The sequence below is a fragment of the Stenotrophomonas acidaminiphila genome (assembly GCF_014109845.1).
In the GTDB taxonomy this organism is placed as follows: Bacteria; Pseudomonadota; Gammaproteobacteria; order Xanthomonadales; family Xanthomonadaceae; genus Stenotrophomonas; species Stenotrophomonas acidaminiphila.
This window is the reverse complement of record NZ_CP043567.1, coordinates 37,052-58,725: the sequence shown is the minus strand read 5'-3', so window position 1 is coordinate 58,725 and position 21,674 is coordinate 37,052. Positions and strand designations below refer to the sequence as shown.

The window sequence follows — 21,674 nt, the reverse complement described above, 5'->3', positions numbered from 1 at the left end:
GGCTAGAATGCGTCCCTTCCAACAGGCGCGGGCATGGGGATGCACGACACCGACCACTGCATCAACTGCGCACGCGCAGTCACCGGCCCGGAGCAGAAGTTCTGCCCCGGCTGCGGCCAGCCCACGCCGGTCCACCGCATCGACTGGCATTTCCTGGGCCACGAGCTGGAGCACAGCGTGCTGCACATGGACCGCGGCATCCTGTATTCGCTCAGGGAATTGATGCTGCGCCCGGGCAGGTTGATGCGCGACTACATCGACGGGCGCCGCGGCAACCACGTCAAGCCGCTGCTGCTGGTCATGGTGACCGCGGCGGCGGTGGTGCTGCTCAGCCGGCTGTTCGCCGACGGCACGGTGATGGACACGGATGCGCCCGCAGGCATGACGCAGGGGCTCGAGCCGGGTGCCGCGGCGCTGGTGGCGCGGTACATGGCCGCGAGCAAGGCGGTCGCCGGCTGGATCGATGCGCATTTCGCCGCCTTCACGCTGGCGCTGCTGCCGATCGAAGCCTGGGTGCTGCGGCTGGCGTTCGGCCGCTATGGACGCCTGAACTATCCGGAGTGGCTGGTCATCACCGCCCTGCTGACGGTGCAGGTCTTCGTGGTCTGGAGCGTACTGATCCCGTTCGAGCGCTGGGTCCCGCATACCCAGCTGTGGGTGGGGCTGGCCAGCGTCGCCTATGCGGTGTACTCGCTGCTGCAGTTGTTCGAAGGGAGCCCGGCCTGGTCGACGATATGGCGCGCCCTGCTGGGCTACGGCGTGTTCTCGCTGTTGAGTTCCGGGGCGGTGGCCGTCGCCATCTTCGTGATGATGCTGTTGGCCTGACCTGCGGGCAGGCGGCCGGGGCCGGGTTCACTCCAGCGCGAAACGCAGCACGAACAGCCCCGCCACCAGCCACAGCGCCGGCCGCGCCTCGCGCCAGCGGCCGGTGCCGGCCTTGAGCACGGCATAGGCGATGAAGCCGAACGCCAGGCCGTTGGCGATGGAGTAGGTGAAGGGCATGGCCAGCGCGCACAGCGCCGCCGGCACCGATTCGGTGAGGTCGCCCCAATCGACGTTGACCAGCTCGCGCAGCATCAGCCCGGCCACGAACAGCAGCGCCGGCGCGGTCGCATAGGCCGGCACCATGCCCGCCAGCGGCGAGAACAGCAGCGCGGCCAGGAACAGTGCCGCCACCACCAGCGCGGTCAGCCCGGTGCGGCCGCCGGCCTGCACGCCGGAGGCGCTTTCGGCGAAGGCGGTGGTGGAACTGGTGCCCAGCAGCGAACCGGCGACGATCGCGCTGCTGTCGGCCAGCAGCGCGCGGCCGAAGCGCTTCCTGCCATCGGCCAGCTCGAGCAGGCCGGCGCGGCCGACCACGCCGTACAGCGTGCCGGTGGCGTCGAACACCTCCACCAGTACGAACACCAGCACCACCTGCAGCAGCACCGCCAGCGGCGCGCCGCCGTCGTGGTGCAGCAGCCCGGGCAGGTCCAGCTGCAGGAAGGTCGGCGCCAGGCTCGGCGGCAGCGATACCAGGCCCTGGTACTGCACGTCGCCGGCCAGCCAGCCGGCCGCGGTGACGGCGAGGATGCCGATCAGGATGGCGCCGCGCACGCGCCGTGCCTCCAGTACCGCGATCAGCAGGAAGCCGGCGAGCGCCAGCAGCGGCGGCGCCGTGTTCAGCGGGCCCAGCGCCAGCATCGTGTCCTGGTTGCCGATGATCACGTTGGACTTCTGCAGCGCGATGATCGCCAGGAACAGGCCGATGCCGGCGACGATGGCCGAGCGCAGCGAGGCGGGAATGCCGGCCACCAGCCAGGCGCGGATGCCGCTCAGCGACAGCACCAGGAACACCAGGCCGGAAATGAACACCGCCGCCAGCGCCTGCTGCCACGGCAGTCCGGCCGAGCCGACCACGGTGAAGGCGAAGAACGCGTTCAGGCCCATGCCCGGCGCCATGCCGACCGGGAAGTTGGCCGCCAGCGCCATCACCGTCGAGCCGATCGCCGCGGCCAGGCAGGTCGCCACGAACACCGCGCCCGGATCCATGCCGGTGGTGCCGAGGATGTCGGGGTTGACGAAGACGATGTAGGACATCGTCAGGAAGGTGGTCAGCCCGGCCAGCACTTCGGTGCGGACATCGGTGCCGTGCTGGCGGAGCTTGAACAGGCGGTCGAGGAGGCGCATGGGGGAATCCGGGATGCCGGGGGCGGGCGCGCGCCCGGGCGGGAGGGGGCGCTGCGCCGGGCGCGGACGCCACGCATATCCTGCGGCCGCGGCCATGACGAAGGTGTCGCCACGCCGCGGGCGGGGCGCGGGCCCTGGCCGGCGGCGGGCTGGAAAGCGGACGGCCGCATCGCTGCGGCCGTCCCGTTGCTGCTTACTTCAGTGCCTTGAACCGCAGGCGCTTGGGACCGGCGTCGTCGCCGAGGCGGCGCTTCTTGTCCTCTTCGTACTCGCGGTAGTTGCCCTGGAAGAACTCCACGTGCGAGTCGCCCTCGAAGGCGATGATGTGGGTGGCGATGCGGTCCAGGAACCAGCGGTCGTGCGAGATGACGAACGTGTTGCCCGGGAACTCCAGCAGCGCGTCTTCCAGCGCGCGCAGGGTTTCGATGTCCAGGTCGTTGGACGGTTCGTCGAGCAGCAGCACGTTGCCGCCCTGCAGCAGGGTCTTGGCCATGTGCAGGCGGCCACGCTCACCACCGGACAGCGAACCGACCATCTTCTGCTGGTCCTGGCCCTTGAAGTTGAAGCGGCCGATGTAGGCGCGCGACTGGATCTCGACGCCGTTGATGTTGAGGATGTCCAGGCCGCCGGAGATTTCCTGGAAGACGTTGTGGTTGCCTTCCAGCTTCTCGCGGCTCTGGTCCACGTAGGACAGTTTCACGGTCGGGCCGATCACGATCTCGCCCGAGTCCGGCTTCTCCTGCCCGGTGATCATCTTGAACAGGGTCGACTTGCCGGCGCCGTTGGGGCCGATGATGCCGACGATGGCGCCCGGCGGGATGATCATCGACAGGTTGTCGATCAGCAGGCGGTCGCCGAACTTCTTGGACACGTTCCTGAACTCCATCACCGAGTTGCCCAGGCGCTCGCCCGGCGGGATGAAGATCTCGTTGGTCTCGTTGCGCTTCTGGTAGTCGACCGACTGCAGTTCTTCCAGGCGGGCCAGGCGCGCCTTGCCCTTGGAACGGCCGCCCTTGGCGTTCTGCCGCGACCATTCCAGTTCCTTGGCGATCGCCTTCTGGCGGGCCTTTTCCTGGTTCTCTTCCTGCTTGAGCCGCTCTTCCTTCTGCTCCAGCCACTGGGTGTAGTTGCCCTTCCACGGGATGCCGCGGCCGCGGTCCAGTTCCAGGATCCACTCGGCGGCGTTGTCCAGGAAGTAGCGGTCGTGGGTGACCGCCACCACGGTGCCGGTGTAGCGGTGCAGGAACTGCTCCAGCCATTCCACCGACTCGGCGTCCAGGTGGTTGGTCGGTTCGTCGAGCAGCAGCATGTCCGGCTTCTGCAGCAGCAGGCGGCACAGCGCGACGCGGCGCTTCTCGCCGCCGGACAGCTTGCCGATCACCGCGTCCCACGGCGGCAGGCGCAGCGCATCGGCGGCCACGTCCAGCTGGTGTTCGACGGTGTGCGCGTCACCGGCGGCCAGGATCGCCTCCAGGCGCTCCTGCTCCTTGGCCAGCGCGTCGAAATCGGCGCCTTCCTCGGCGTAGGCGGCGTACACCGCTTCCAGCGCGGCCTGCGCCTGCAGCACGTCGCCCACGCCTTCTTCCACGGCCTGGCGCACGGTGTGCTCGGGGTTCAACTCCGGCTCCTGGGCCAGGTAGCCGACCTTGATGCCGGGTTGCGGGCGGGCCTCGCCCTCGAAATCGGTGTCCACGCCGGCCATGATCTTCAGCACGGTGGACTTGCCGGCGCCGTTCAGGCCCAACAGGCCGATCTTGGCGCCCGGGAAGAACGACAGCGAGATGTCCTTGATGATCTGCCGCTTGGGCGGGACCACCTTGCTGACGCGGTTCATGGTGTAGATGTATTGCGAGGACATGACGTCTCCGTAGCGCGCGCCCGCGCCCGGTCCGCAAGGCGGACGAGCCCGAGGCAAAAGGGAATGGGCGATTATAGCGGGAAGCCGCCCCGCACCGGCGGCCGCGGCACGGCTGGCCGGTTGATGAATGGCGCTGTCGGTAACCGTTTCCAGCCGGAAACCGTTCAGATCGCGTGAGCATGATGGGATGCGTCCATCAACACCGCGAGGGCCACCATGAAGATGCACCGACTTGCAGTCGCCGCGATGACCACCCTGCTGGCCTTCGGCGCCACGGCCCCGGCCTTCGCCGCCGGCGATCGCGACCACGATCGCGGCCGCCACGGCTGGGACGACCGTGGCCACGGCCACGGCCACGACCGCCGTGACGACCGCCGCGACTGGCGCGACGACCGCCGCCACTACAACGCCGGCTACCGCGAGGGCTACCGCGACGCCCGCCACAACGACCGCCGCTACTACGCCCCGCCGCCGCGCGTGGTCTACCGTCCCTACGGGTTCGAGCGCGGCTACCGCTACAACAACTACTACGGCGGCCCGGTCTACGTGGTCAACGACTACGACCGCTACCACCTGCGCCGGCCGCCGCACGGCCACCGCTGGATCCGCGACGACCGCGGCAACCTGCTGATGGTGGCCATCGCCACCGGCATCATCGCCGACATCGTGTTCAACCACTGAGGCGGCTGCGGTCGCGTGACGGCAGGGCGCCCCCGGGGCGCCCTTGCTTTTCGGGCGCGGCGCGGGCGGCGGCCGGTGCGGTGCCGGGGAAGCGCTACAATCGGCGTTCTCCCCGCCCACCCTCCCAGGAGCCGAGATGTTCCCGCGTGACGCCCGTATCGAGTCCTACGACCCCGAGTTGGCCAAGGCCATCGCCGCCGAATGCCAGCGCCAGGAAGACCATGTCGAGCTGATCGCCAGCGAGAACTACGCCAGCCCGATGGTGATGGAGGCCCAGGGCAGCCAGCTGACCAACAAGTACGCCGAGGGCTACCCGGGCAAGCGTTACTACGGCGGCTGCGAGTACGTGGACATCGCCGAGAAGCTGGCTATTGACCGCCTCAAGCAGCTGTTCGGCGCCGATTACGCCAACGTCCAGCCGCACAGCGGCTCGCAGGCCAACCAGGCCGTGTATTTCGCGCTGCTGCAGCCGGGCGACACCATCCTGGGCATGAGCCTGGCCCATGGCGGCCACCTGACCCACGGCGCCAAGGTCAACGCTTCGGGCAAGCTGTTCAATGCCGTCCAGTACGGCGTGAACGAGCAGGGCCTGATCGATTACGACGAAGTCGAGCGGCTGGCGCTGGAGCACAAGCCGAAGATGGTCGTGGCCGGGTTCTCGGCCTATTCGCAGATCGTCGACTGGGCGCGCTTCCGCGCCATCGCCGACATGGTCGGCGCCTACCTGTTCGTGGACATGGCGCACGTGGCCGGGCTGGTCGCCGCCGGCGTCTACCCGAACCCGATCGAGCACGCCCACGTGGTCACCTCGACCACCCACAAGACCCTGCGCGGCCCGCGCGGCGGCATCATCATCGCCAAGGGCGCCGGCGAGGAGATCGAGAAGAAGCTGCAGTCGATCGTGTTCCCGGGCATCCAGGGCGGCCCGCTGATGCACGTCATCGCGGCCAAGGCGGTGGCCTTCAAGGAAGCGCTGGAGCCGGAGTTCAAGGCCTACCAGGAGCAGGTGGTCAGGAACGCGCAGGCGATGGCCGACACGCTGATCTCGCGCGGCTACAAGATCGTCTCCGGCGGCACCCGCAACCACCTGATGCTGGTGGACATGATCGGCAGGGACGTGTCCGGCAAGGACGCGGAAGCCGCGCTGGGCAAGGCCCACATCACCGTCAACAAGAACTCGGTGCCGAACGACCCGCGTTCGCCGTTCGTCACCTCGGGCCTGCGCCTGGGCACCCCGGCCATCACCACCCGCGGCTACAAGGAGCCTGACTGCGTGGCGCTGGCCAACTGGATCGCCGACGTGCTGGACAACCCGAACGACGACAACGTCATCGCCGGCGTGCGCGAGAACGTCACCCTGCAGTGCCGGCAGTTCCCGGTCTACGGCTGATCCGGCGCCGCCGCCGGCAGCCCTGGTGGCGGCCGTGCCATGCGTCCGCCACCGCAGCGGTGGCCTCGCTCCGGGCCGGGCAGTCTTGCTCCGTCCCGGGGTTTGCTGTATCTGCGTTGTAGTGAAGGGATGCCGCAGCCGCGGCGCCTGATGTCCAAGGCGAGATAGATGCACTGCCCGTTCTGCCAGCACACCGATACCCGCGTGATCGATTCGCGCGTTTCCGAGGATGGCGCGACCATCCGCCGCCGGCGCGGCTGCGAAGCCTGTGGCGAGCGTTTCTCCACGCTGGAAACCATCGAGCTCAAGCTGCCGGTCATCGTCAAGAGCGATGGCGGGCGCGAGGCGTTCGATGCGCGCAAGCTGCGGGTTGGCTTCGACCGCGCGCTGCAGAAGCGGCCGGTGGCGGAGGAGCGGATCGAGGCGGCGGTGCGCGCGGTGGTCCACCAGCTGCGCATGAGCGGCGAACGCGAGGTGCCGTCGATCCGCGTCGGCGAGTTCGTGATGGACGAACTGCGCAAGCTCGACCACGTGGGCTATGTGCGCTTTGCCTCGGTGTACCGCAGTTTCGAGGACGTGGCGGACTTCCGCGACGAGATCGAGAAGCTCGAGCGCGACCACCCGGCCGGCGACGAGCAGCTGTCGCTGCTGGATGCCGCCACCGCCGCACGCCGCGAGCGCAAGGCATCGCGCTGACGGCGGTGCGCATCGTCGGTCTGCAGGCGCGGCCCGGGTGGCTGCCGGCATTGGCGCGGGCGCATGTGCAGGCCTTCGGCACGCTGCTGCCGGCGTGGACCGTCGAGCAGGCCGAGGCCGAGCTGCGCATGCAGCGCGACGACACCATTCCCTGTACCTGGGTGGCCGAGGACGCCGCCGGCTGGCTGGGCTCGGTGAGCCTGCTGCATGACGACCACGAGCAGATCCGTGGCTGGTCGCCGTGGCTGGCGTCGCTGTACGTGCGGCCCACGGCGCGGGGCCGCGGTGTCGGCGCACGGCTGGTCCGGCACTGCGTGGCGCATGCCGCGCGGCTGGGCGTGCCGCGCCTGTATCTTTACTGCGAGGCGGCGATGGTGCCGTGGTACCGCGCGCTGGGCTGGGCGCCGCACACCCGGCTGCAGCTCGGGCCGCTGGCCGTCACCGTGATGCAGATCGATCCGGCGCCGCCCTGAGGCGGTACGCCACCTGTTTCCGATGAGGTTTTCCATGCATGAGTTCACCGCCACCGACCACCAGCTGATGGCGCGCGCACTGCGCCTGGCCGAACGCGGGGCGTGGACCACCCGGCCCAACCCGATGGTCGGCTGCGTCATCGCCCATGGCGGGGAGGTCGTGGGCGAAGGCTTCCACCAGCGTGCCGGCGGCCCGCATGCCGAAGTGTTCGCGCTGCGCCAGGCCGGCGCGCGCGCGCGCGGTGCCACCGCCTACGTCACCCTGGAGCCATGCGCGCACTACGGGCGCACGCCGCCGTGCGCGCTGGCGCTGATCGAGGCCGGGGTGGCGCGGGTGGTGGCGGCCATGGGCGATCCGTTCCCGGATGTCGATGGTGGTGGCTTCGCGCTGCTGCGCCAGGCCGGGATCGAGGTGGCGGTGGGGCTGATGGCGGACCGCGCGCGCGCGCTCAACCGCGGCTTCCTGTCGCGCATCGAGCGCGGCCGGCCGTTGGTACGGGTCAAGCTGGCGGCCAGCCTGGACGGGCGCACCGCCATGGCCAGCGGCGAATCGAAGTGGATCACCGGTGAGGCGGCGCGCGCCGACGTGCAGCGCTGGCGCGCCCGCGCCGGCGCGATCCTGACCGGGGCGGCGACGGTGCTGGCCGACGACCCGGCACTGACCGCGCGCCCGGAGGCCGGCGATTTCCTGCCGCCGCTGCGGGTGGTGCTCGATGCGCGGCTGCGCACGCTGGCCTGCGCACGGGTGCGCGAAGGCGACGCGGCCACGCTGTACCTGCACGATCCGGCGCTGGCCGCGCCGGTGCTGCAGGGTGCGGAATTCGCCGCCGCGCCGCTGCTGGCCGATGGCCGCTTCGACCTGGCCGCGGTGATGGCGCTGCTGGCTGCCCGCGGCATCAACGAAGTCCATGTCGAGGCCGGCCCGACCCTGTGCGGGGCGCTGCTGCGCGCCGGCCTGGCCGACGAGCTGCTGCTGTACATGGCGCCGCTGCTGATGGGCGAGGGCGCACGCCCGCTGCTGGCCGGGCTGGGGATCGGGCGCATGGCGCAGGCCTGGCCGCTGGAGGTGGCGGACCTGCGCATGGTCGGCGGGGACCTGCGCCTGCTGCTGCGCCCGGACCCGCGCTGACGCCCGCTGCTGCAACACTGCCATCCATCTGCCGGACAGGTCCGCCGCGGATGGACTGGTACAATGCGCCGGCCGGTTCGCCGGCAACCACGAACGTCTTCAGGGCGGGGTGTAATTCCCCACCGGCGGTAGGTACGCGGTCCCCCGAGTGGGAGCGCGCACGAGCCCGCGAGCGCCGAGGCCGGCGCGCGAATCATTCGCCGGAACCCACGCGCTGGCGTGCGGGTTCCACGGCCAAGGGTCAGCAGATCCGGTCCGATGCCGGAGCCGACGGTTGGCGACGCCGCGAATGCGGTGGCGCCTAGAGTCCGGATGAAAGAAGACGGCCCGCGCGCGGCCCCGCCGTGCGTGCGCCTGTATGCCTTGCGGCGTTTTTCGCTCTCCAACCGCGGGAAACGTTCATGAAAACCCTCTGCATCCCCCATCCGCTCTCCCGGCCGCTGGCCGCGGGGGTGCGCTGATGTTCACCGGCATCATCGAAGGCGTCGGCCGCCTGGCCGCGCACGAGCCCGTTGGCGGCGACGTCCGCTTCACCTTCGAGGTCGGCAGCCTGCCGTTCGAGCAGGTGCGGCTGGGCGAAAGCATCGCGGTCAATGGCGTGTGCCTGACCGTGATCGCGTTCGACGCCAGCTCGTTCCAGGCCGATGCCTCCACCGAGACCCTGGGCCTGACCACGCTCGGCCGGCTGGCCCCCGGCGCGGCGTTGAACCTGGAGCGCGCCATGCGCCCGAGCGACCGCCTCGGCGGCCACCTGGTCAGCGGCCACGTCGATGGCATCGGCACGGTGCTGTCGATCCATGACGACGCCCGCGCCCAGCGCTGGCGCTTCGCCGCGCCCGCGCCGCTGCTCAGGTACATCGCGAAGAAGGGCTCGATCTGCGTCGACGGCGTCAGCCTCACCGTCAACGAAGCCGACGCCGCCGGTTTCGAGGTGGCGCTGATCCCGCACACCGTCGCCCATACCCGTTTTGCCCATACCGGCGTCGGCGACGCCGTCAATCTGGAAATCGACCTGGTGGCGCGCTATGTCGAGCGCCTGCTGGGCCAAGGAGCCGCCGCATGAACTTCGCCCCCGTTCCCGAACTGCTGGAAGAGATCCGCGCCGGCCGCATGGTGGTGATCGTCGACGACGAGGACCGCGAGAACGAAGGCGATCTGATCATGGCCGCCGAGCTGGTCAAGCCGTCGGACATCAACTTCATGGTCACCCACGGCCGCGGCCTGGTGTGCCTGCCGCTGACCCGCGAGCGCGCCGGCCAGCTCGGGCTGGCGCCGATGGTGCGCGCCAACACCGCGCAGTTCCAGACCAACTTCACGGTCAGCATCGAGGCCGCCGAGGGCGTGACCACCGGCATCTCCGCCGCCGACCGCGCCCACACCATCCGCACCGCGGTCAGGCCCGGTGCCCGGCCCTCGGACCTGCACCAGCCCGGCCATATCTTCCCGCTGATCGCACAGCCCGGCGGCGTGCTGACCCGCGCCGGCCACACCGAGGCCGGGGTCGACCTGGCGATGCTGGCCGGGCTGGAGCCGGCCGGCGTGCTGGTCGAGATCCTCAACCCCGACGGCACCATGGCGCGGCGTCCCGAGCTGGAGGTGTTCGCGCGCGAGCACGGGCTGAAGATGGGTTCCATCGCCGACCTGATCGCCTACCGCCTGGCCACCGAACACACCGTCGAGCGCGTGGACGCGCGCGAGATCGACACCGAGTTCGGTGCCTTCACGCTGGTCACCTACCGCGACCGCATCGCCCACGACCTGCATTTCGCGCTGGTCAAGGGCCAGCCGCACAAGGACACCCCGACCCTGGTGCGGGTCCAGGTCGAGAACCCGCTGGCCGACCTGCTGCACTGGCGTCGCGACGATTTCGGGGTGGCCGCCACCGACGCGCTGCGCGCCATCGCCAGCGAAGGCCAGGGGGTCATGGTGGTGCTGTCGGCCCCGCGCGATTCCGACGCGCTGCTGGCGCGCCTGCGGCGCGAGCCGGAAGTGCGCCCGGCCGGCAAGGACAAGGACGTGGGCCAGTGGCGCCGCAACGGTGCCGGCGCGCAGATCCTCGCCGACCTGGGCCTGGGCAGGCTGCGCGTGCTCGGTACCCCGCGCCGGCAGATCGGCCTGGCCGGCTACGGCCTGGAGATCGTCGAGACCCTGCAACCCTGAGCCTGCGCGCGGGTGCGGGGCCGGCCCCATGCCCGCTGCGGCCGCGTGCGGTGCGGGGCAAGCCACGCACCTACACGGTAAACTGACCCACCTTTTGGATCGCACCGCCCCATGAGCCACTACGAAGGCGACCTCCGCCCGGCCGGAACGGCCCGTTTCGTCATCATCGCCAGCCGCTGGAACGCGCGCATCACCGACGTGCTGGTGGCCGGCGCGCGGCAGAGCCTGGCCGGCAACGGCATCGGCGAGGACGCCATCGACGTGGTGCGCGTGCCCGGCGCCTGGGAGATCCCGCTGGTCGCCACCCGCCTGGCCGCCGCCGGCCGGCATGCGGCCATCATCACCCTGGGCTGCGTGATCCGCGGCGACACCCGCCACTACGAGCACGTGGCCGACCGCTGCGCCGAGGGCCTGATGCGCGCGCAGCTGGATTTCGGCGTGCCGGTGCTCAATGGCGTGCTGGCGGTCGAACGGGTGGAGGATGCCGAGGCCCGCGCCGGCGGCAGCCACGGCAACAAGGGCGAGGAAGCCGCACTGGCGGCGTTGGAAATGGTCAATCTTCTGGAGCAGCTGCCATGAGCAACAAGAACCACGGCAAGCCTGCCGGCAAGCCCTTCCGCCGCGACGGCGTCGACCCGGTGCTGCGTTCGCGCGCGCGCCGCCGCGCGCTGCAGGCGATCTACGCGTGGCAGATTTCCGGCGGCAACGCCGAGTCGCTGCTGGCCCAGTTCGCGCACGAGCAGGCGCACGAAGTGGCCGACCTGGCCTACTTCGAGAACCTGCTGCGCGGGGTGCTCGACCACCGCCGCGAGCTGGACGAGGCGCTGCTGCCGTTCCTCGACCGCCCGGTCGAAGAGGTCGACGCGATCGAGCGCGCGGTGCTGCGCGTGGCCGCCTACGAACTGCGCCACCGCGTCGACGTGCCGTACCGGGTGGTGATCAACGAGGCCATCGAGACCGCCAAGCGTTTCGGTTCCGAGCATGGCCACACCTACGTCAATGGCGTGCTCGACCGCGCCGCCGTGGAATGGCGCAAGGTCGAATCGGGCCAGTGACGCCGCTGCCGGTGCGCGGGCGCGCCGGCCGCTTCCAGCACGACGCCGGGGCCGGCAGCATCGGCGCCGGCGTTTTCGTTCCAGGAATGCCTGTCCATGAGCCTTGACGAGTTCGCCCTGATCGAACGCATCGCGCGCCGCACCCGGGCGCGCGCCGACATCGTGCTGGGCATCGGCGACGACGCGGCGCTGCTGCAGCCGGCGCCGGGGCAGCAGCTGGCGGTCACCGCCGACACCCTCAATGCCGGCGTGCACTTCCCGGCCGAGAGCGCCCCGGCCGACATCGGCTGGAAGGCCCTGGCGGCCAATCTGTCCGACCTGGCGGCGATGGGAGCCGTGCCGGCCTGGTGCACGCTGTCGCTGTCCCTGCCGCAGGCCGAGGGCGACTGGCTGGATGCCTTCGCCGACGGGCTGTTCGCACTGGCCGACGCCAGCGGCATCGCCGTGGTCGGTGGCGATACCACGCGTGGGCCCCTGTCGATCTCGATCACCGCGATGGGGCAGGTGCCGGCCGCGCAGGCGCTGCGCCGCGACGGCGCCCGGGTGGGCGACGACATCTGGGTCAGCGGTCATCCCGGCGAGGCCGCCGGCGCCCTGCGGCTGTGGCATCAGGGCCGGCTTGACGTACGCGGCGTGGTGGCCGATGCCGCCCACGAGCGCCTGCGCCAGCGCCTGCAGCGGCCGATGCCGCGGCTGGCGCTGGGGCTGGCGCTGCGCAGCTGCGCGCATGCGGCCGCCGATGTGTCCGATGGCCTGCTCGCCGACCTGGGCCACATCGCGTCGCGCAGCGGCGTGGCCGCGATGCTGCAGGCCGACGCGGTGCCGCTGTCGGCCGCGCTGCGTACCGCGCTCGGCGATGCTGCCGCCCTGGACTGCGCCCTGCGCGGCGGCGACGACTACGAACTGTGCTTCACCGCCGCGCCGGAACGGCGCCAGGCGGTGCAGGCCCTGGCAGCGGATCTCGCGCTGCCGCTGGCGCGCATCGGCGTGATCACCGAAGGCCGCGGCGTGCATTGCGAAGGCGATGCCGGCGCGGGTCGCAGCGGCTACCGCCACTTCGCGGAGTAGGGCGGCGGCTGGCGCATCCTGGGCGCGTCCAGTTGCCGGTGCCGGCACGCCCCCGCGGCACGCGAAGGCGGCGTGTGGCCGCGCCGCGGGCCGTCCGCCCGGTGGCTTCCAATCCTGCGCCCGGTGCCTGCCGGGGCCCGGTACCGGCGCCACGCGGTGGCGCCGTCAGCGATGCGCGGCGTCGGTATCGGGCAGCACCTTGCCCGGATTGAGGATGGCGTCCGGGTCCAGCGCCCGCTTGATCGCGCGCATCGCCGCCAGCGTGGCCGGGGTGAAGGCCTGCGCCATGAACGCGCGCTTGGCCAGGCCGATGCCGTGTTCGCCGGACAGGGTGCCGCCCAGCGCCAGCGCCAGCGCGAACACTTCCGGCAGCGCCGCATGCGCGCGCGCGTTCTCGCCGGCGTCGTCGGGGTGGTAGAGGATGTTGACGTGCAGGTTGCCGTTGCCGGCATGGCCGAAGGTGACGATGGGCAGCGCGAAACGCGCCGACAGCGCCTGCACGCCGGCCACCAGCTCGGGGATGCGCGAGACCGGCACCACCACGTCTTCGTTGATCTTGCCGGGGGCGATACGCCTGAGCGCCGGCGACAGTGCGCGCCGCGCCGCCCACAGCTGTTCGCGCGCGCTGCCGTCCATCGCCACGTCCAGCGCCAGCAGGCCCTCGCCTTCGGCGGCCTGGGCCAGCGCGTGCAGGATGTTGGGCAGGGTGTCGTCATCGCCGTCGGCGTCGATCAGCAGCATCGCGCCGGCATCGGGCACCTGCGCGCCGTTGCCGCGCAGCAGCTCCAGGCTGCGCGCGTCCATGAATTCGAGCGTGGTCGGCGTGGCCGGCTGCGCCATCACCCGCGACACCGCCGCCGCTGCGCTGGCCGCGTCGCGGTAGAGCACGCGCAGCCCGGCCTGCGCGCGTGGTCGCGGCGCCAGCCTGAGCGTGGCTTCGACGATCAGCGCCAGCGTGCCCTCGCTGCCGACCAGCAGGTGGGTGAGGTCGTAGCCGGTGGCGTCCTTGGTCCACGGGCCGCCGCATTCGATCAGTTCGCCGGCGCCGGTCACCGCCACCAGCCCGAGCACGTTGTCGCGGGTGGTGCCGTACTTCACCGCGCGCGGGCCGCCGGCATTGGTGGCCAGGTTGCCGCCGATGCTGCAGCTCTCGAAGCTGGACGGATCCGGCGGCCAGAACAGGCCATGCGGCATCAGCGCCTGCTGCAGGTCGCCGTTCAGCACGCCCGGCTCGACCACCGCGCAGCGGTCGCCGGGGCGCAGCGCGAGGATGCGGTTCATGCGCGCGAACGACAGCACGATGCCACCTGCGACCGGCACCGCGGCGCCGGTGGTGCCGGTGCCGGCACCGCGCCCGACCAGCGGCACGCCGTGCGCGCGGCACGCCCGCACGATGGCCTGTACCTGCGCGCGGTCCTCCGGCAGCGCCACGCCCAGCGGCAGCGCGTGCCGCCAGGAGTTGTCCTGCGCGTGCGCGGCCAGGGCGGCAGGGTCGGTGCGCCAGTGCGCGCCGAGCAGGTCGGAGAGCGTCTGGTCGAATGCGGCGGGCAGGCAGGTCATGGGGTGCGGGAACCGGCAGGGGAACGGTGTGGGAGCAGGCGCCAGCCGAGCACCGCCAGGGTCAACGGCAGCCACACCCAGCGCAGTTCGGACAGCACGGTCTGCAGGCCGCGTGCGCTGAAGAAGCCATTGGCGAAGGGCGAGACCCGGATCGGCCGCCACGGGGCGAACAGGCGTGCCTCGCTCCATGGCCACCACAGCGCGACGCCGAGGCCACCGGAGGTGAACGCGTCGAGCAGCGGGTGCGACAGCGCGCAGGCGAAGACGAAGGCTGCCGCCTGCGCCGGTCCCGCGCGCAGCGGCCGGTACAGGGCCAGCGCCAGCGCCGCCAGCACGGCCGAGAACAGCAGCGAATGGCTGGCACCGCGATGGCCGAAGGCATCGGCGTAGGGGACGTGCAGGGCGAAGCCCAGCACGTCGGCGTCGGGCAGCACCGCGGCGACGACGCCGGCGGCAAGCAGCCGCGTGGACACGCGCCCGCGCGCGCTGGCGCACCACAGGGCCAGCGGCACGGCGGCATGGGTGAAGACGCTGGGCATCAGCCGTCGTCGGCGCGGAAGGCGTCGCGCAGCCAGTGCAGCTGCGGTGGTTCGCCGCTGGCTTCGACCACGTCGAAGCGGCACGGCGCCTGGGCATGGGCCGGGTGCTCGCCCAGGTACAGCTGTGCGGCCAGCAGCAGGCGCCGGCGCTTGCCGGCATCCACCGACGCGGCGCCACCGCCGAACGCGCGGCTGCGGCGGTAGCGCACTTCCACGAAGACGAGGCCGCCGCTGGCCGGGTCCGCCATCACCAGGTCGAGTTCGCCACCGCGGTAGCGGACGTTGCCCGCAAGCCAGCGCAGGCCGGCCCGCTCCAGGTGGCGGCGCGCGGCGGCTTCCACCGCGGCGCCGCGTGCGGCCTGGTCAGCGGCCATCACCGATCGGCACCGGCTGGCCGGCGCTGAAGGTGGACCACGCCGGGGTGCGCAGCACGTTGCCGAAGCCGTCCAGGTGCAGGGTGCCGGTGGCGCCGGCCAGGCCGCCCTGGGTGCTGTTGGCCAGCTTTTCCAGGTAGGCGGAGATCTTCCAGGCATCGAAACCGAAGGCGAACAGGCGCGCGGCGGCACCGCGCGCGGTCGGCAGGGTGGCGGCCAGTTCGGCGGCTGCCGGCAGCCCCGGCGCACCGCGCACGGCCCATGCCTCGCTCGGGAAGGCGATGCCGTCCAGCGCCATGTCTTCCTCGGCCTTGCCGGTGCCCGACACCAGCTGCGAGGTGCCCACCCGCGTGGCCCCGCCGATGCCGGCCAGCGCCAGCTGCGGCGCCAATACCCGCGCCTGCGCGCCCTTGACCGCCAGGAACACCGCATCGACCGTGCCGGCCTGGCGCAGGCGCGCGCCGATGTCGCCGGGGGCGTCGCCGACGGTGAGGCTGGCGACGACCTTGCCGCCGCGCTCGGCGAAGCGCTCGCCGAAGGCGGCGGTGGCGCGGCGGCCGTTGTCGTCGTTGCTGCCGATCACCAGCACCTTGCCGCGCTCGCGGGCCAGCAGGTACTCGGCGGCCATGATGCCGTCGTCCTCCGGTGCCAGCGAGAAGCCGGCGCTGCCCGCCGGCGGCGTGTCCTTGCCGCGGTTGAGCGCGAGCAGCGGCACCTGCAGCTGCTCGCGGCCGAACAGCGCATCCACCTCGTCGCGGCCCAGCGGACCGACCACGAAATCGGCGCCGCCGGCCACGGCCTTGTCGTAGGCGGCGATGGCGCCGGCCGGGGTGCCGCGGGTGTCGATGAAATCGACCTGCGGGCGGCGGCGGTACTCGCCGTAGTAACCGGCCAGCAGGCCATCGCGCACCGGCGCGGCGGCAGTGGCCAGGGTGCCGGACAGCGGCAGCAGCACCGCCATCTTCAGCGGCGGGCGATAGCCGTCGGTGTCGGCCGGCGGGCGCTTGCTGGTGTCCAGCTGCCACGCGGCATCGCGCTCGAACGGCCGCGGCAGCGGCAGGCCGCGGCCGATCAGCGCGCGGCCGGCATGGTTGTAGAGCGGGTCGCCGGCCGGCAGCGCGGCGCTGCGGCTGGCCAGGGTGGCATCGTCCAGTCCTGCCAGCAGGCGGGTGATGGCGCGCTGGTTGTCGGTGCGCGCAGCGCCGGCCAGCAGCACGCCGGCGCGGGCGCGGGCACCGGCCGCGGCGAAGGCATCGCCATTGGCCTCCAGCGCCTGGCCGCGGGCCAGGTGCCAGCGCGCCTGCTGGGCGGCCGCGAGCAGGTCCGGCTGCTGCGTGCCCAGCGCCTGCAGCACGGCGGCCGGCTGCTTGTCGGCCAGGGCCAGTTCCGCGCCAAGCAGGGCATGGCGCTGGCGGCTGGCGCCGCTCAGCTGGCGCGCCTGCACCTGCGGCAGCAGCATGCGCGCGCGCGCATCGTCGTTGGCTTCGTGCCAGGCGAATGCGGCATCGGCCAGCAACTGCGACCTGGCGGCGCCGCGGACCAGCGCGGCTTCGGCTTCCAGCTGCTGCGCGGCTTCGCGCGGTTTGCCCTGTTCGAGCAGGGCGATGGCGGCCTGCTGCCCCGGCGAGGTGGTCGGTGCCGGGCCGGTGGTGGCGCAGGCGGCCAACAGCAGCAGCGACAGGGACAGGGCGGTGATCCGTGCGGCGGGCTTGTTCATTCGGGGTCCGTTCAACGGCACGCGGCGGCGCCGGGTGGGTGACACGGTAGGATTCTACCCTTGCCCATGGAAAAGCCGATGATGCCCGCTGCCCCCGCCACCCTGTACGTTGTCGCCACGCCGATCGGCAACCTTGCCGACCTGAGTCCGCGCGCGCAGGAGGTACTGCGGTCGGTGGCCGCGATCTGCGCCGAGGACACGCGCCATACCGGGCAGCTGCTGTCGCACTTCGGCATCAGCCGGCCGCTGGTGGCGCTGCACGACCACAACGAGGAAGCGATGGCCGAGCGCGTGGTGGCGCGCCTGCTCGGTGGCGAATCGATGGCGGTGGTGAGCGACGCCGGCACCCCGCTGGTCAGCGACCCCGGCTTCCGGCTGGTGCGGGCGGCGCGTGCGGCCGGGGTGAAGGTCAGCCCGGTGCCCGGCGCCTGCGCCGCGATCGCGGCGTTGAGCGTGGCCGGCCTGCCCAGCGACCGGTTCGTGTTCGAGGGTTTCCTGCCGGCCAAGGCGGCGGCCCGGCGCGAGCGCCTGCAACGCCTGGCTGGCGAAACCGGCACCCTGGTGTTCTACGAATCCTCGCACCGCATCGCCGAATCGCTGGCCGACATGGCCGCCGCGTTCGGCGATGAGCGCCCGGCGGTGGTCGCGCGCGAACTGACCAAGCTGTTCGAAACCGTGCTCGACGGCACCCTGGCGCAGCTGCGCGCGGCGGTCGAGGCCGACGACAACCAGCGCAAGGGCGAGTTCGTGGTGATGGTGCAGGGCGCGGCCGACGATGAAGCGGCGAAGATCGCCGAAGGCCGCCGGCTGCATGCCCGGCTCAAGGAATACCTGCCGCCGTCCACCGCGGCCAAGCTCGCCGCCGAACTGAGCGGCGCGCCGCGCAAGCTGCTGTACGGCGGTTAGGCCGGGCCATGAAATGGGCAGGTACGCGGCATGGAACAGGTCAGGTGAAGCGCCGCCTTCTGCGCGAGGGTGAGGCGACGGCCGCGGCGACGGGCGACGGGCGACGGGCGACAGGCGAGGCGCACGCCGGAACCTGAAGTCTTTCCGGCGGACTTTCGCGGCAATGCCCGCAGCGCCGGCGCCAGCACGTACACTATGCGCGGCGGAGTCGGCCGGGCAGTCGCGTCGTTCCTTCGGGAACGCCGAGGAAAGTCCGGGCTCCACAGGGCAAGGTGCCAGGTAACGCCTGGGCGGCGCGAGCCGACGGAAAGTGCAACAGAAAGATACCGCCTACGTCTCTTTCGGGAGGCCGGTAAGGGTGAAATGGTGCGGTAAGAGCGCACCGCGAGTCCGGCAACGGACCGGCACGGCAAACCCCACCTGGAGCAAGACCAAATAGGGACCTAATGGCGTGGCCCGCGTCGGGTCCGGGTAGGTTGCTCGAGCGTCACGGTGACGTGGCGCCTAGAAGAATGACTGTCCACGACAGAACCCGGCTTACAGGCCGGCTCCGCCGCTTTTCCCGCCTGGCGGGCGGGAAAAGCCCCATTGTTCCGTACCGCGGAAGCGGTACAGAACAATGGGCCCCGGGCCCTTTGCCCTCCACAACCCCGCGCCTGTCGGCGCGCCCCCTTTACTAAAGGGGGCTGTGGCTCCGGAGGCATGGCTTGCTCGCTTCGCATCGTGTTTGGTGGGCGGGAGAGTCCTCTGATTCTTGCTGCGGCTGCGGGATTGGAACAGCGGGCCCCAGGTCTTTTGCAATCCGCCCTGCGCCTGTTGGTGCGCCTCCTTTGCTGGAGGGCGTTGTGGCTCCGGCGGCATGGCTTGCTCGCTTCGCATCGCGTTTGGTGGGCGGGAGAGCCATCTGATTCCTGCTGCGGCTGAAGTACTGAAACAGCGGGCTCCAGGTCTTTTGCAATCCGCAGCCCATGCCTGTTGGTGCGCCTCCTCTGCTGGAGGGCGCGGCTCCGGCGGCATGGCCTGCCCGCTTCGCATCCCGTCTGGTGCGTGGGTCGACAGGTGCGCTGCGGTGTGGTCAGGGCCCGATATCCAGCCGGCTGTGGCCGAGGAACACGCCTTCCGGGCCGAAGCGGCGTTCGGCGATGAAGCCATGGCCGTCGTGGTCGATGGCGATCACGGTGCTGGCGCGGGTGCCGTAGTCCCGGCCGCGGATGAAGGCGGCCGACAGCTGGCGTTCCAGTGGCAGGGCGATGCCGGTCGCCGGCAGCTCGGCGTCGTCCGGGCGCCATTCGTCGGCCAGCGCCGCCCACAGCGGGTCCAGTGGCGGGTCGTTCCGTGCCAGCCAGTCTTCCAGTGCCGCCATCAGGCGCCGCGTCTTCGGCCACGGCGCGTCGAGCGCGCCGTTGGACATGCCGTGCACGCCGGGCGCCAGGGCCTGCCGCGCCGGTGGGTGGTTCCCCAGGTAGTGGCAGCCGTCGGCGTCGGCCAGCAGCAGGTTGAACGGGGCGTAGTCGCCGGCCGAGGCCGCCAGTTGCCCGATCTGCCCGGCTGCGGAGGTGCCGGCGCCGGCCAGGTAATCGGCTACCAGGGCGCCGCGCGACGGTCCGCCGCTGGCCGCGCGCGGGTCGCGCACGTTGGTGATCACCGCGGCGCGGCCGCTGCCGCCGATGCCCATCCAGGTGCCGCCCGAGCGCAGGTCGCGGCCGGCGACCACGTCGCCGTGCGGCGGCGGCCAGCGGTCCAGCGCGGCGGTCGGACGGGCGTGGAACTCGTCGCGGTTGCCCGCCATGAACAGGCGCCAGCGGGGGTGGGACTTCCAGGCGAGAGCGACCAGGCACATGCGGCCAGTGTGCCTTCCTGCGCGGGCAGCGGCCATGTCCAGCTGAACAGCGGCCCGACCGGATCGGCGTTTTCACATGCCCTCCACACGCCTGAATTTCCTTGAAATCTCAAAATTTGAGACGAAACAGCAACTTGTGGATAAAGTTTGAACAAGTCTCTAAAGATTGGTGCAAGCCCTTGATGCGAATGACGATTTTGCCCACGAAAAGTTGTTGACAAGCCTTTGGCCGCTGCTAAGGTGGTCATGCGAGGGAAAACCGGGTTTTTTGTGGTTTTCCGTGGTTCAATGACCGCCCAGGCGACATCAGGCACTGAAGGGTAGAGACGGCGTGTTTCAAGGCGAGACGGCCATCACGGTTGACGACAAGGGACGCATGGCGGTGCCAACCGCCTACCGCGACCTGGTCGCGCGTGCGAGCGGCAACCGCCTGGTGCTGACCTACAACCCGTTCGAAGCCGGGTGCCTGTGGCTGTACGCCGAGCAGGAGTGGGAGCGGGTGCGCGACGACGTGATGGCCAAGCCCAACACCCAGCGCGTGGTGCGCACCCTGCAGCAGAAACTTGTCGGCTCGGCCGCCCATCTGGAACTGGATGGCAATGGCCGCATCAGCCTGCCGTCCAGCCACCGCAACGCGGTCGGCATCGAGAAGAAGGCGGTGCTGATGGGCATGGGCGACAAGTTCGAACTATGGAGCGAGCAAGCGCATCGCGCACTGATCCAGCAGACGTTGTCTGACGAGGATCTGGGCGATGGGCTGCTCGATCTGAAGTTGTGAGCCGGGGTGCCCGGGTGCGCGGTCAAGCGCAGGCCGGTCACCCTCCGGTGTCGCAGCCGCCGGCGGCTCACCTGCCGGTGCTGTACACCCAGGTCCTGCAGGGCCTGAGGGTGATCGAGGACGGTACCTATCTGGACGGCACGTTCGGCCGTGGCGGCCACGCCGGCGGCGTGCTGCGCCAGCTCGGTCCCCATGGCCGCCTGCTGGTGATGGACAAGGATCCGGAGGCCATTGCCGTGGCCGAGCGCGATTTCGCGCCGGACCCGCGCGTGGCGATCCATCGCGGCAGCTTCGCCGACCTGCTGGACTGGAGCGAGACCGCCTCCGGGCTGGACGGCGTGCTGTTCGATCTGGGCGTGTCCTCGCCGCAGCTGGACGTGGCCGAGCGCGGTTTCAGCTTCGGCAAGGACGGCCCGCTGGACATGCGCATGGACCCGGATTCGGGCGAGAGCGCGGCGCAGTGGCTCAACCGCGCCGAGGAGCGCGAGATCGCCGACGTGCTGTGGACCTACGGCGAGGAGCGGCAGAGCCGCCGCATCGCCCGCGCGATCATCCAGTACCGCACCGCCAGGCAGCCGTTTTCGCGTACCGCCGAACTGGCCGAGCTGATCGCCTCGGTGATGCCGCGCGGCAAGGACAAGATCCACCCGGCCACGCGCAGCTTCCAGGCCATCCGCATCCACATCAACCGCGAACTGGCCGACCTCGAGGCCGGGCTGGACGCGGCGATGGCGCGGCTCAAGCCCGGTGGCCGGCTGGCGGTGATCAGCTTCCATTCGCTGGAAGACCGCATCGTCAAGCAGTTCATGAACCGCCATGCCAAGGCGCCGCCGAGCAACCGCCGGCTGCCGGAAGTGCAGGCCTTCGTGCCGACGCTGGACCTGGTCGGTGGCGCCATCAAGGCCGAGGACGACGAGCTGGCGGCCAACCCGCGTTCGCGCAGCGCGGTGCTGCGGGTGGCGGAAAAGCGCGCGCCGGCCACCGGGGGAGGCGCCGCATGAGCCGCCTGCTGCTGGTGGTGCTGCTGGCCTGCACGATCGCCTCGGCGATCGGCGTGGTGTTCATGCGCCACCGCCATCGCCAGTTGTTCGTGGAGCTGTCGCGGCTGGAGCACGCACGCGACGAACTCAACATCGAATTCGGCCGCCTGCAGCTGGAGCAGGCCACCCTGGCCCAGGCCACCCGCGTGGACCAGGAGGCGCGTGGGCGCCTGGGCATGAAGTTCCCGGAAGCCGGCGACATCGTGGTGGTGCGGCCATGACCAAGCGGCAGGACAGTCGT

The 21,674-nt window shown here is 71.2% G+C and carries 22 protein-coding genes and 1 other RNA gene; 16 read left to right on the top strand and 7 right to left on the bottom strand.

Annotated elements, in window-relative coordinates; all coding sequences use genetic code 11:
- Positions 1–33: 33 nt before the first annotated feature.
- Complete coding sequence (locus tag F0P95_RS00525) at positions 34–825, top strand: DUF3667 domain-containing protein (protein WP_182335292.1); 792 nt, start codon at positions 34–36, stop codon at positions 823–825.
- A 27-nt stretch (positions 826–852) separates the two neighbouring features.
- Here F0P95_RS00525 and F0P95_RS00520 read toward each other — a convergent pair whose 3' ends face one another.
- Both F0P95_RS00520 and ettA read right to left on the bottom strand, forming a co-directional pair.
- On the bottom strand, positions 853–2,169 hold the full coding sequence (locus tag F0P95_RS00520; RefSeq protein WP_182335291.1) for an NCS2 family permease: 1,317 nt from the start codon (positions 2,167–2,169) through the stop codon (positions 853–855).
- A 193-nt stretch (positions 2,170–2,362) separates the two neighbouring features.
- Positions 2,363–4,027 carry an energy-dependent translational throttle protein EttA gene (gene ettA / locus F0P95_RS00515; protein ID WP_054667623.1) on the bottom strand — a complete coding sequence of 555 codons (1,665 nt, stop codon included), beginning with the start codon at positions 4,025–4,027 and terminating at the stop codon, positions 2,363–2,365.
- A 216-nt stretch (positions 4,028–4,243) separates the two neighbouring features.
- On the opposite strand from ettA, the gene F0P95_RS00510 reads away from it, so the two are divergent.
- The 10 genes from F0P95_RS00510 (at position 4,244) to thiL (ending at position 12,679) form a co-directional block, all read left to right on the top strand.
- Complete coding sequence (locus F0P95_RS00510) at positions 4,244–4,708, top strand: RcnB family protein (protein ID WP_182335290.1); 465 nt, start codon at positions 4,244–4,246, stop codon at positions 4,706–4,708.
- Between the two features lie 136 nt (positions 4,709–4,844).
- On the top strand, positions 4,845–6,098 hold the full coding sequence (glyA, locus tag F0P95_RS00505) for a serine hydroxymethyltransferase (RefSeq protein ID WP_182335289.1): 1,254 nt from the start codon (positions 4,845–4,847) through the stop codon (positions 6,096–6,098).
- A 168-nt stretch (positions 6,099–6,266) separates the two neighbouring features.
- Positions 6,267–6,794, top strand: coding sequence for a transcriptional regulator NrdR (nrdR, locus tag F0P95_RS00500; protein WP_054667620.1), 528 nt, complete (start codon positions 6,267–6,269; stop codon positions 6,792–6,794).
- Positions 6,791–7,267: a GNAT family N-acetyltransferase gene (locus F0P95_RS00495; RefSeq protein ID WP_182336631.1), complete on the top strand. Its 477-nt coding sequence runs from the start codon at positions 6,791–6,793 to the stop codon at positions 7,265–7,267. Before nrdR ends, F0P95_RS00495 begins: the two co-directional genes overlap by 4 nt.
- Positions 7,268–7,301: 34 nt before the next feature.
- On the top strand, positions 7,302–8,396 hold the full coding sequence (gene ribD, locus F0P95_RS00490) for a bifunctional diaminohydroxyphosphoribosylaminopyrimidine deaminase/5-amino-6-(5-phosphoribosylamino)uracil reductase RibD (RefSeq protein ID WP_162486458.1): 1,095 nt from the start codon (positions 7,302–7,304) through the stop codon (positions 8,394–8,396).
- Positions 8,397–8,856: 460 nt separating this feature from the next.
- Positions 8,857–9,459: a riboflavin synthase gene (locus F0P95_RS00485; RefSeq protein WP_182335288.1), complete on the top strand. Its 603-nt coding sequence runs from the start codon at positions 8,857–8,859 to the stop codon at positions 9,457–9,459.
- Positions 9,456–10,556 carry a 3,4-dihydroxy-2-butanone-4-phosphate synthase gene (gene ribB / locus F0P95_RS00480; protein ID WP_182335287.1) on the top strand — a complete coding sequence of 367 codons (1,101 nt, stop codon included), beginning with the start codon at positions 9,456–9,458 and terminating at the stop codon, positions 10,554–10,556. The genes F0P95_RS00485 and ribB overlap by 4 nt, the downstream gene beginning before the upstream one ends.
- A gap of 111 nt (positions 10,557–10,667) precedes the next feature.
- Entirely contained in the window at positions 10,668–11,135 is a 468-nt protein-coding gene (gene ribH / locus F0P95_RS00475) for a 6,7-dimethyl-8-ribityllumazine synthase (RefSeq protein WP_056932299.1), read from the top strand.
- The gene (nusB, locus tag F0P95_RS00470) at positions 11,132–11,611 is read left to right on the top strand and encodes a transcription antitermination factor NusB (RefSeq protein WP_182335286.1); all 480 of its coding nucleotides are present in this window, start codon (positions 11,132–11,134) and stop codon (positions 11,609–11,611) included. Before ribH ends, nusB begins: the two co-directional genes overlap by 4 nt.
- A gap of 96 nt (positions 11,612–11,707) precedes the next feature.
- The gene (thiL, locus tag F0P95_RS00465) at positions 11,708–12,679 is read left to right on the top strand and encodes a thiamine-phosphate kinase (RefSeq protein WP_182335285.1); all 972 of its coding nucleotides are present in this window, start codon (positions 11,708–11,710) and stop codon (positions 12,677–12,679) included.
- Between the two features lie 165 nt (positions 12,680–12,844).
- Here the strand turns inward: thiL and F0P95_RS00460 are convergent, their stop codons facing one another.
- From F0P95_RS00460 to F0P95_RS00445, 4 genes are read right to left on the bottom strand one after another with little or no spacing between them, the layout of a single operon-like run.
- Complete coding sequence (locus F0P95_RS00460; protein ID WP_182335284.1) at positions 12,845–14,239, bottom strand: FAD-binding oxidoreductase; 1,395 nt, start codon at positions 14,237–14,239, stop codon at positions 12,845–12,847.
- A complete protein-coding gene (locus F0P95_RS00455) occupies positions 14,236–14,778 on the bottom strand; it encodes a metal-dependent hydrolase (RefSeq protein ID WP_182335283.1) in 543 nt (180 codons plus the stop codon). The genes F0P95_RS00460 and F0P95_RS00455 overlap by 4 nt, the downstream gene beginning before the upstream one ends.
- Positions 14,778–15,152 carry a YraN family protein gene (locus tag F0P95_RS00450; protein ID WP_182335282.1) on the bottom strand — a complete coding sequence of 125 codons (375 nt, stop codon included), beginning with the start codon at positions 15,150–15,152 and terminating at the stop codon, positions 14,778–14,780. Before F0P95_RS00450 ends, F0P95_RS00455 begins: the two co-directional genes overlap by 1 nt.
- Positions 15,142–16,869: a penicillin-binding protein activator gene (locus F0P95_RS00445; RefSeq protein ID WP_182335281.1), complete on the bottom strand. Its 1,728-nt coding sequence runs from the start codon at positions 16,867–16,869 to the stop codon at positions 15,142–15,144. The genes F0P95_RS00450 and F0P95_RS00445 overlap by 11 nt, the downstream gene beginning before the upstream one ends.
- A gap of 81 nt (positions 16,870–16,950) precedes the next feature.
- On the opposite strand from F0P95_RS00445, the gene rsmI reads away from it, so the two are divergent.
- Both rsmI and rnpB read left to right on the top strand, forming a co-directional pair.
- A complete protein-coding gene (rsmI, locus tag F0P95_RS00440; RefSeq protein ID WP_056932331.1) occupies positions 16,951–17,775 on the top strand; it encodes a 16S rRNA (cytidine(1402)-2'-O)-methyltransferase in 825 nt (274 codons plus the stop codon).
- Positions 17,776–17,979: 204 nt separating this feature from the next.
- Positions 17,980–18,331, top strand: an RNA gene (rnpB, locus tag F0P95_RS00435) — RNase P RNA component class A.
- A 519-nt stretch (positions 18,332–18,850) separates the two neighbouring features.
- Here the strand turns inward: rnpB and F0P95_RS00430 are convergent.
- Positions 18,851–19,615 (bottom strand): NRDE family protein, encoded by a 765-nt coding sequence (locus F0P95_RS00430; RefSeq protein WP_182335280.1) that lies wholly within the window; start codon positions 19,613–19,615, stop codon positions 18,851–18,853.
- Between the two features lie 331 nt (positions 19,616–19,946).
- Between F0P95_RS00430 and mraZ the strand changes: the two genes are divergently transcribed.
- From mraZ to ftsL, 3 genes are read left to right on the top strand one after another with little or no spacing between them, the layout of a single operon-like run.
- Positions 19,947–20,393, top strand: coding sequence for a division/cell wall cluster transcriptional repressor MraZ (gene mraZ / locus F0P95_RS00425; RefSeq protein ID WP_054667607.1), 447 nt, complete (start codon positions 19,947–19,949; stop codon positions 20,391–20,393).
- Positions 20,394–20,407: 14 nt separating this feature from the next.
- The gene (gene rsmH, locus F0P95_RS00420) at positions 20,408–21,394 is read left to right on the top strand and encodes a 16S rRNA (cytosine(1402)-N(4))-methyltransferase RsmH (protein WP_182336629.1); all 987 of its coding nucleotides are present in this window, start codon (positions 20,408–20,410) and stop codon (positions 21,392–21,394) included.
- Entirely contained in the window at positions 21,391–21,654 is a 264-nt protein-coding gene (gene ftsL, locus F0P95_RS00415) for a cell division protein FtsL (protein ID WP_054667605.1), read from the top strand. The genes rsmH and ftsL overlap by 4 nt, the downstream gene beginning before the upstream one ends.
- The last annotated feature ends 20 nt before the right edge of the window (positions 21,655–21,674 follow it).

Bases quoted from the DNA above. Each gene is read 5' to 3' on its own strand.
- F0P95_RS00525 (WP_182335292.1), top strand. From the start codon at position 34: ATGGGGATGCACGACACCGACCACTGCATCAACTGCGCACGCGCAGTC.
- F0P95_RS00520 (WP_182335291.1), bottom strand. From the start codon at position 2,169: ATGCGCCTCCTCGACCGCCTGTTCAAGCTCCGCCAGCACGGCACCGAT.
- ettA (WP_054667623.1), bottom strand. From the start codon at position 4,027: ATGTCCTCGCAATACATCTACACCATGAACCGCGTCAGCAAGGTGGTC.
- F0P95_RS00510 (WP_182335290.1), top strand. From the start codon at position 4,244: ATGAAGATGCACCGACTTGCAGTCGCCGCGATGACCACCCTGCTGGCC.
- glyA (WP_182335289.1), top strand. From the start codon at position 4,845: ATGTTCCCGCGTGACGCCCGTATCGAGTCCTACGACCCCGAGTTGGCC.
- nrdR (WP_054667620.1), top strand. From the start codon at position 6,267: ATGCACTGCCCGTTCTGCCAGCACACCGATACCCGCGTGATCGATTCG.
- ribD (WP_162486458.1), top strand. From the start codon at position 7,302: ATGCATGAGTTCACCGCCACCGACCACCAGCTGATGGCGCGCGCACTG.
- F0P95_RS00485 (WP_182335288.1), top strand. From the start codon at position 8,857: ATGTTCACCGGCATCATCGAAGGCGTCGGCCGCCTGGCCGCGCACGAG.
- ribB (WP_182335287.1), top strand. From the start codon at position 9,456: ATGAACTTCGCCCCCGTTCCCGAACTGCTGGAAGAGATCCGCGCCGGC.
- ribH (WP_056932299.1), top strand. From the start codon at position 10,668: ATGAGCCACTACGAAGGCGACCTCCGCCCGGCCGGAACGGCCCGTTTC.
- nusB (WP_182335286.1), top strand. From the start codon at position 11,132: ATGAGCAACAAGAACCACGGCAAGCCTGCCGGCAAGCCCTTCCGCCGC.
- thiL (WP_182335285.1), top strand. From the start codon at position 11,708: ATGAGCCTTGACGAGTTCGCCCTGATCGAACGCATCGCGCGCCGCACC.
- F0P95_RS00460 (WP_182335284.1), bottom strand. From the start codon at position 14,239: ATGACCTGCCTGCCCGCCGCATTCGACCAGACGCTCTCCGACCTGCTC.
- F0P95_RS00455 (WP_182335283.1), bottom strand. From the start codon at position 14,778: ATGCCCAGCGTCTTCACCCATGCCGCCGTGCCGCTGGCCCTGTGGTGC.
- F0P95_RS00450 (WP_182335282.1), bottom strand. From the start codon at position 15,152: ATGGCCGCTGACCAGGCCGCACGCGGCGCCGCGGTGGAAGCCGCCGCG.
- F0P95_RS00445 (WP_182335281.1), bottom strand. From the start codon at position 16,869: ATGAACAAGCCCGCCGCACGGATCACCGCCCTGTCCCTGTCGCTGCTG.
- rsmI (WP_056932331.1), top strand. From the start codon at position 16,951: ATGCCCGCTGCCCCCGCCACCCTGTACGTTGTCGCCACGCCGATCGGC.
- F0P95_RS00430 (WP_182335280.1), bottom strand. From the start codon at position 19,615: ATGTGCCTGGTCGCTCTCGCCTGGAAGTCCCACCCCCGCTGGCGCCTG.
- ftsL (WP_054667605.1), top strand. From the start codon at position 21,391: ATGAGCCGCCTGCTGCTGGTGGTGCTGCTGGCCTGCACGATCGCCTCG.